This is a genomic window from Phytoactinopolyspora endophytica (assembly GCF_004138495.1).
In the GTDB taxonomy this organism is placed as follows: Bacteria; Actinomycetota; Actinomycetes; order Jiangellales; family Jiangellaceae; genus Phytoactinopolyspora; species Phytoactinopolyspora endophytica.
The window spans coordinates 6,813-12,920 of record NZ_ML142873.1; the positions used below are offsets into that span (position 1 = coordinate 6,813).

A 6,108-nucleotide genomic window follows, 5' to 3' on the forward strand; every position below is an offset into this window, starting at 1 on the left:
TGGTGTACTCCCAGCTGCCCGAGAGCATCATCGCGGCGCGGCCATCCTCCAGCAGTGGTCCGGAGTCGTCGTAGGTGACGGAGGCGAAAGCGCTGCCGAAGACGCCACGGTCGACGAGGTCCTGGATGGTGGTCACCATCTCGCCGATGGCCGGGTGCCGCCAGCCTTCACCGGTGCCTTCCGCGATATCGAGAAAGACCTGCTCGCCGCCGATCCGGTCGGTGAGGTATTCGACCCACATCAGCAGCGTCCACGCGTCGGCGCCACCGACCGAGACGGGCGTGATCCCGGCGTCGACGAACGCGGCGGCCGCGTCGAGGAACTCTTGCCAGGTAGTGGGGACGTCCACCCCCACCTCGTCGAAGACGGCGGTGTTGTAGAACATCAGCTTGGGCTGCATGGTCCGCATGGGAATGCCGTAGTAGGCACCGTCGATCTGACCGGCCTCCAGCACTGACGGCAGGAATGTGTCCCGGAACTCTGGGTCTTCTTCGAAGTACGGCGTCAGGTCTTCGACCAATCCGGCGCGGACATAGGAGCGAATGCTGCCGCCACCCCAGTTGAAGAAGACATCCGGCCGCTGATCGGTGTCGATGATGGTCTGGAGCACATCACGGTAGCTCTCGTTCGGCTCGTCGATCAGGTTGCCTGTGACGTTGGAGTCCGGTGTGTCGAAGAAACGGTCCAATGACTCCCGGCTGACCGGGTTGAGCGCGTCCTCGTTGAGGACCCACACGTCGATCTCGCCGCTGGCTTCCGCGGGGTCGCCCTCCGACTCAAGGTCGGCCGGATCGGAATCGTCGTCGCCGCCGCACGCGGACGTGGCGAGTGCCGCGCCGCCGGCGCCGAGGGCTGCGAGGAATGTGCGGCGGCCGATCGTTCTGCGCGGAACGGTTGTCGATGCTGTCATCTTCTTCGTCCTCCCTGACGAAGGCCCTACGTTCTGACCAATCGTGGTGTGACCACGCGTGTGCGTAGCCACGTCGGCGGCACACATGAAGCGTGCGCAGCAGGTTAGTTCCGGTAGTTTCCGGCACGTTACTGCCGCGCGTCTGGCGAGGTCAACCCCCAGATATGGGTCTGCGATCAAAACGCAATCTCGTGTGTTTTCGGATTTCCGAGTACCGTCGGTTCAGTAATAGTTCCGGAAGTTATCGGAGCCTATGCCCAGACGTCAGCTGCTTGGAGCGCAGCAAAGGGAGGTGACCGCGGCAAGCTCCGCCGCATCAGGTCATAACCGCTGCACAGCAACGATGCTAGGAAGGTTGACCCCAGATGAGACCTACGCCCGCCTATGCCCTCGCCGTCGGCTCGAGCACAGTCTTGGCGATGGGCGTATTCCCCGCATCCGGAGACGACACGTCGGCGCATGTGCCGGTCAGCGCAGTCCGCTGGAACGATGAACGTCAGCATGTCGACGGATTCGGCGGCTCGTTCACCTTCAACAAGGCAGGCTCGATCCAACGGCTCGACGAGCCGGGTCGGACCCGGATCCTGGACATGATCTTCAATCAGGACGACGGGATCGGGATGGACATCGTCCGTGTGATGGTCGGTGACGGCGGCATCGACGAATGGGGCGACGACATCTACGACGGTCCGACGGATACCATCGAGCCCGCTCAGGACGAGTTTGTCTGGGACGATCCGGACTGGGAAGAAGTCAAGGACGAGTTCGACGAGTACCAGATCTGGTTGATGAACGAGGCGAAGGAGCGTGGCGTGGACACGTTCTTCGCCAGCGTGTGGAGCCCGCCGGCGTGGATGAAGGAGAACGAGAGCGTCATCGACCAGGGATCCGATGCGCCGCCCAACCGGCTCCGGGATGACATGTACTCCGAGTACGCGGACTACCTCGCCGAGTACGTGCTGGGGTACTCGGAGCATTTCGACATCGACATCGACTACATCTCCCCGGCCAACGAGCCCGACTTCAGCGGTGGCTACTCGAGCAGCCTGTGGACACCCGAAGAGCTCAACGTGTTCGTCCGGGACTACCTCGCCCCGACCTTTGACGAGCGCAATGTCGACGCCGAGATCGTTCTGGGGGAGGCGATCGAGTTCAGCGAAGAGTACGCGCGTCCCGCGTTGAATGATCCGGCCACCGTCGACGACGTCGGCGTGGTCGCCGCGCACGCCTACGCCGGCCTCGTGGACGACGCGACCGCTCCGGACCCGTCCGAGTGGACCACCTCGAACGCCCTCGGAAAGACGGTGTGGCAGACGGAGTACATGAACCAGGGTGCGCCGCAGGATCGTATCTACGAGAACAACACCATCACCGATGGACTGCGGTATGCGAACGTGATCGGCAACATGTTCGACCTTGTCGACCTCAACGCGTACTTCTGGTGGTGGCCGGCGTCGAACAGCGGGGCCGACGGATCGAACCTGATCCGGCTGGTCAACGACGGCTCGCCGCAGGGTGGCAACCCGACCGAGACGGGTGAGTTCCGGACCTTCAAGCGCTATTACGCCCTCGGCAACTACAGTCGTTTCCTCGAGCCGGGGTATGTCATGGTCGACGCGGACGACCCCTCCGACGACGTGCTGACCACGGCGTACAAGGATCCGGAGACGGGCAACTTCACCATCGTCGCCGTCAACAACAGTCCGAGCGACCAGACCATCCGCTTCGACCTCGAGGGCTTCCCGGCCGGCACCCGGTCAGTGGCTCCCTACCGGACATCGGCCAGCGAGAACCTCGAGAAGCTCGACGACGCGCCGGTCATCGACGGATCGGTCACGACGACGCTGCGTGGGTCCAGCGTCACCACGTTCATTCCGGAGAGCTTCGAGCTGCCCGCACTCCCCGACGTCAAGGATGTCTTCTCCACCTATCCGGCCGAGGAGAGCGATCGCATGTCGCGGGGCCTGAGAGTGCACGACGACCGCCATGGGGGACAGGTGGTCACGAACATCCACAACGGCAGGTACCTGGAGTACACGAACGTCAACTTCGCCGACGGCTCCGCTGCCGGCTTCCTGGAGCAGAAGGGCGAGCTGCGCATGCACGCCCGGGTCGCCCCCATGCATGGCGGCACCATCGAGGTCCGCCTCGACGATCCGCGCACCGGCCCGGTCGTCGGCGAGATGAACGTACCGGCGGCCAACGACCCGCAGGCCTGCCGGCGCCCCTGGGAATCGTGCGAATGGACAACCGTATCCACCGATATCGATACGAACCCCGACGACGGCGCGTACGGATTCCACGACATGTACCTCGTGTTCAACAGCGACCCGCGGAACAACCTGAGGATGTTCAACGTGGACGTCTTCGAGTTCAGCGACTAAGAGACCGGACAACGCGGGCCCGGCCGGGGGTCTCGTATCTCGGCCGGGTCTCGTGTCCCGACACGAGGCGTGGTTGCTGATGCTGCAATCCGTGTCGGATGACACGATCTGTACCGCATAGGGCGCATTTCGCGGCCCAATACGACACGGATTGCAGCATCCGACACAGATTGCAGCATCAGCGGACCCCAAGTGCGGCTCAAGCCGGGGTGTACCCAGCCGGGAAGTACGGGAAGTGACCTGAGAAGGGGCGGGCGGTGGAATTCCGGCAGCGGCACTTAGGCCGACGGCGCGACGCAGGGCGGCCAGCACGGGACATTGCCGCCGGAGGCCCAGCCGCGGAGGAAATCTACCGCCTGCCTCCCGAGGCGAGCCGGTGGACTGTGCGGTGCTGTTCGGTGTCTGTGGTGATCAGCTGGGCTTGGGGTGAGTGCGGTAGTCCGTCTACGGGGTGAGCCGGTGGACTGTGCGGTGCTGCTCGGTGACTGTGGTGGTCAGCTGAGCTTGGGCGGGGCTGTGCTCTCCCGCGCGATAAGGCTGGTGGCCAGCTCGAGGCGTGGGCTGTCCACCGGTTCACCGGCGGCGAGGCGAAGGACGGTACGGGCCGCGACGGCGCCCATGTCGGAGAGGGGCTGGCGTACGGTGGTCAGCGGCGGAGACGCCCAGCGGACCTCGGGAAGGTCGTCGAAACCGACGATGCTGACGTCGTCCGGCACTCGGAGGCCGCTCTGCCGGACGGCCTCGTACGCGCCGATGGCCATCTGGTCGCTGGAGGCCAGGATCGCGGTCGGCGGTTCCGGGTTCCGCAGGAAGGCTTGCGCGCCGGCGAACCCGGACTCGTGGTAGAAGTCGCCTTCCCAGAGGAGTTTCTCGTCGATGGCGAGCCCGGCCGCTTCGAGCCCGGCCCGGTAGCCATCGAGCCGGGCTCGACTGCACATCATCGCGCGAGGGCCGGAGACGATGCCGATGCGGCGGTGGCCGAGTTCCAGCAGGTGCTCCATGGCGGAGAGACCTCCCGCCCAGTTGGTGGCCCCGACGGCGGGCGCGGCCAGGCTCGGCCCTCCAGCAGGGTCGACGACGACCAGCGGGACGTTGAGCCGGCGCAGCTCGTCCTGGGCCGAGGAGTCCAGGGTGGAGTTCACCATGATGACGCCGTCGGAGGCACGAGCCCGGAGGTTCTGCTGCCACTGCCGAGTGGGTTCGGACTTGCGGTGGATCGCGGAGACGACGGTGCCGACGCCGGCGCTGTGCGCGACGTCCTCCACGCCCCGGATGATCTCAACCGACCACGGGCTGTCCAAGTCGTTGAAGACCAGGTCGATCAGACGGGCCTTGTTTCGGTTTCGCGAGGCACGGCGACGGTAGTCGTGCTGCCGGAGCAGGTCTTCGACCCGGCGTCGCGTCCCGGGGGCGACGTCGGACCGGCCGTTGACCACCCGGGAGACTGTCGGCACGGATACGCCCGCCTCCTTGGCGATGGCGCTGATAGTCACCTTGTGCTCGCCGTTGACATCCATGACTCACATTATCGCCCCAATGCGCAATGCGAACGTTGCCGGCAACGCTTCCGATTGTCCCTTGAAAATTCCGGCGACACGGTGCGGCATATGTCGACCGGTGCGGGGTAAATATACCTACCGCGTCAGCTTTTGACTGCTGATACGCTGCCGCCGCGGGCCGAAAGGTCGCATGCTACGGCCGAAAATTGTCGTGAATCAAGTGAGGCGGCACCCATGCGGACGGAACACCACGGTGACACTCACAACCCTCCTGAGCCTCGTCAGCAGGGTGAAGCTCGTGTGTCGTCGACACATACCACGCAGCTGACCACCGAGGCGACCGTGGCGTGAGCGGCGATCTGATGCGGTGACCTTGGCCGAGGGTCGGTGGCGTAGTGTCGGCCGGGTGTTTGGGCTGGACGACTATCGGCTGGACGAGACGCTGGGCTCGATGGACGAGGCACAGGTCTTGGTCGTTGCGCTGCTCGCGATCGGCCTGGCCATCCACCGGAGCACATGGAACGTCGTCGGCTACCCGGTGACCATCGTGCACGAGATCGGACACGCGCTCGCGGCCGTCGTGGCCGGATACCGGCTGCATGGAATCACCGTGAACAGCGATATGTCCGGTGCGACGAACTTCGCCGGCAAGGGCACCTTCCGGGTGCTGTGGACGATGTGGTGGGGATACCCGGCGCCGGCCGTGGTCGGCGCCGCGCTGATGTGGGCCGTGTCGGACGGATGGTCGCGGGTCGCACTGTGGGTGCTCGTCGGCGGTCTGGCCTTGACGTTCCTGTTCTCCAGGAGCTGGCACACGGTCGGCGTGGTTCTGGCCACGGGCGTCCTGCTCGGGTCCGTCGCGTGGTTCGGCGAGCCATGGGCGCTGAACGTCGTGGTGTTCGCGTTCGGCTGGCTGATGATCGTCGGGGCGGTACGCGCATGGTGGGCCGTATCCCGCAGCCATATGACGCGGCGCGGGATGACCCGCTCCGACGCCTACCTGATGAGCCGACGGCTGCGGATGCTGCCGGGCGGCTTCTGGCTGTTCACCTTTCTCGTCGTGATCGGTGCAGCAGCCTGGTACGGCGTCGCGAATCTGCTCGACGTGCTCGACGTCACTCTGGGGTGAACGGCGTGGGCCGGGCCAGCGTCCGTAGCGCCGGCCGAGGAGTCACCGCCGTGCGGAAACCCCCGCACACGGGGCAGGGAACCCCCGCGCCCGGCGCCAGGCTCGGCTGACCGTTCCGTGACCACACGCACAGCTCCGCCCCGTCGGGATCCTGGCTGTGCGTCGCCGTATAGGTCGCCGACCATG

Annotated in this window: 4 protein-coding genes and 1 pseudogene; 2 read left to right on the forward strand and 3 right to left on the reverse strand. The window is 65.5% G+C overall.

All coding sequences use genetic code 11. The features are described from left to right. On the reverse strand, nucleotides 1-910 hold a 910-nt coding region (locus ELR45_RS31205; protein ID WP_165368258.1), incomplete at its 3' end, for an ABC transporter substrate-binding protein. A gap of 365 nt (nucleotides 911-1,275) precedes the next feature. Here ELR45_RS31205 and ELR45_RS31210 point away from each other — a divergent pair. After that, nucleotides 1,276-3,294 carry a glycoside hydrolase gene (locus ELR45_RS31210; protein ID WP_129669771.1) on the forward strand — a complete coding sequence of 673 codons (2,019 nt, stop codon included), beginning with the start codon at nucleotides 1,276-1,278 and terminating at the stop codon, nucleotides 3,292-3,294. Nucleotides 3,295-3,788: 494 nt separating this feature from the next. Here ELR45_RS31210 and ELR45_RS31215 read toward each other — a convergent pair whose 3' ends face one another. After that, nucleotides 3,789-4,811: a LacI family DNA-binding transcriptional regulator gene (locus ELR45_RS31215; RefSeq protein WP_129669772.1), complete on the reverse strand. Its 1,023-nt coding sequence runs from the start codon at nucleotides 4,809-4,811 to the stop codon at nucleotides 3,789-3,791. 388 nt (nucleotides 4,812-5,199) lie between these two features. Here ELR45_RS31215 and ELR45_RS31220 point away from each other — a divergent pair, with 388 nt between their 5' ends. Beyond that, nucleotides 5,200-5,922 (forward strand): M50 family metallopeptidase, encoded by a 723-nt coding sequence (locus ELR45_RS31220; RefSeq protein ID WP_129669773.1) that lies wholly within the window; start codon nucleotides 5,200-5,202, stop codon nucleotides 5,920-5,922. On the opposite strand, the pseudogene ELR45_RS39820 reads toward ELR45_RS31220, so the two are convergent. Then, nucleotides 5,909-6,108: pseudogene (locus ELR45_RS39820) on the reverse strand (hypothetical protein); the annotation flags it as partial. The gene ELR45_RS31220 and the pseudogene ELR45_RS39820 sit on opposite strands and share 14 nt — an antisense overlap.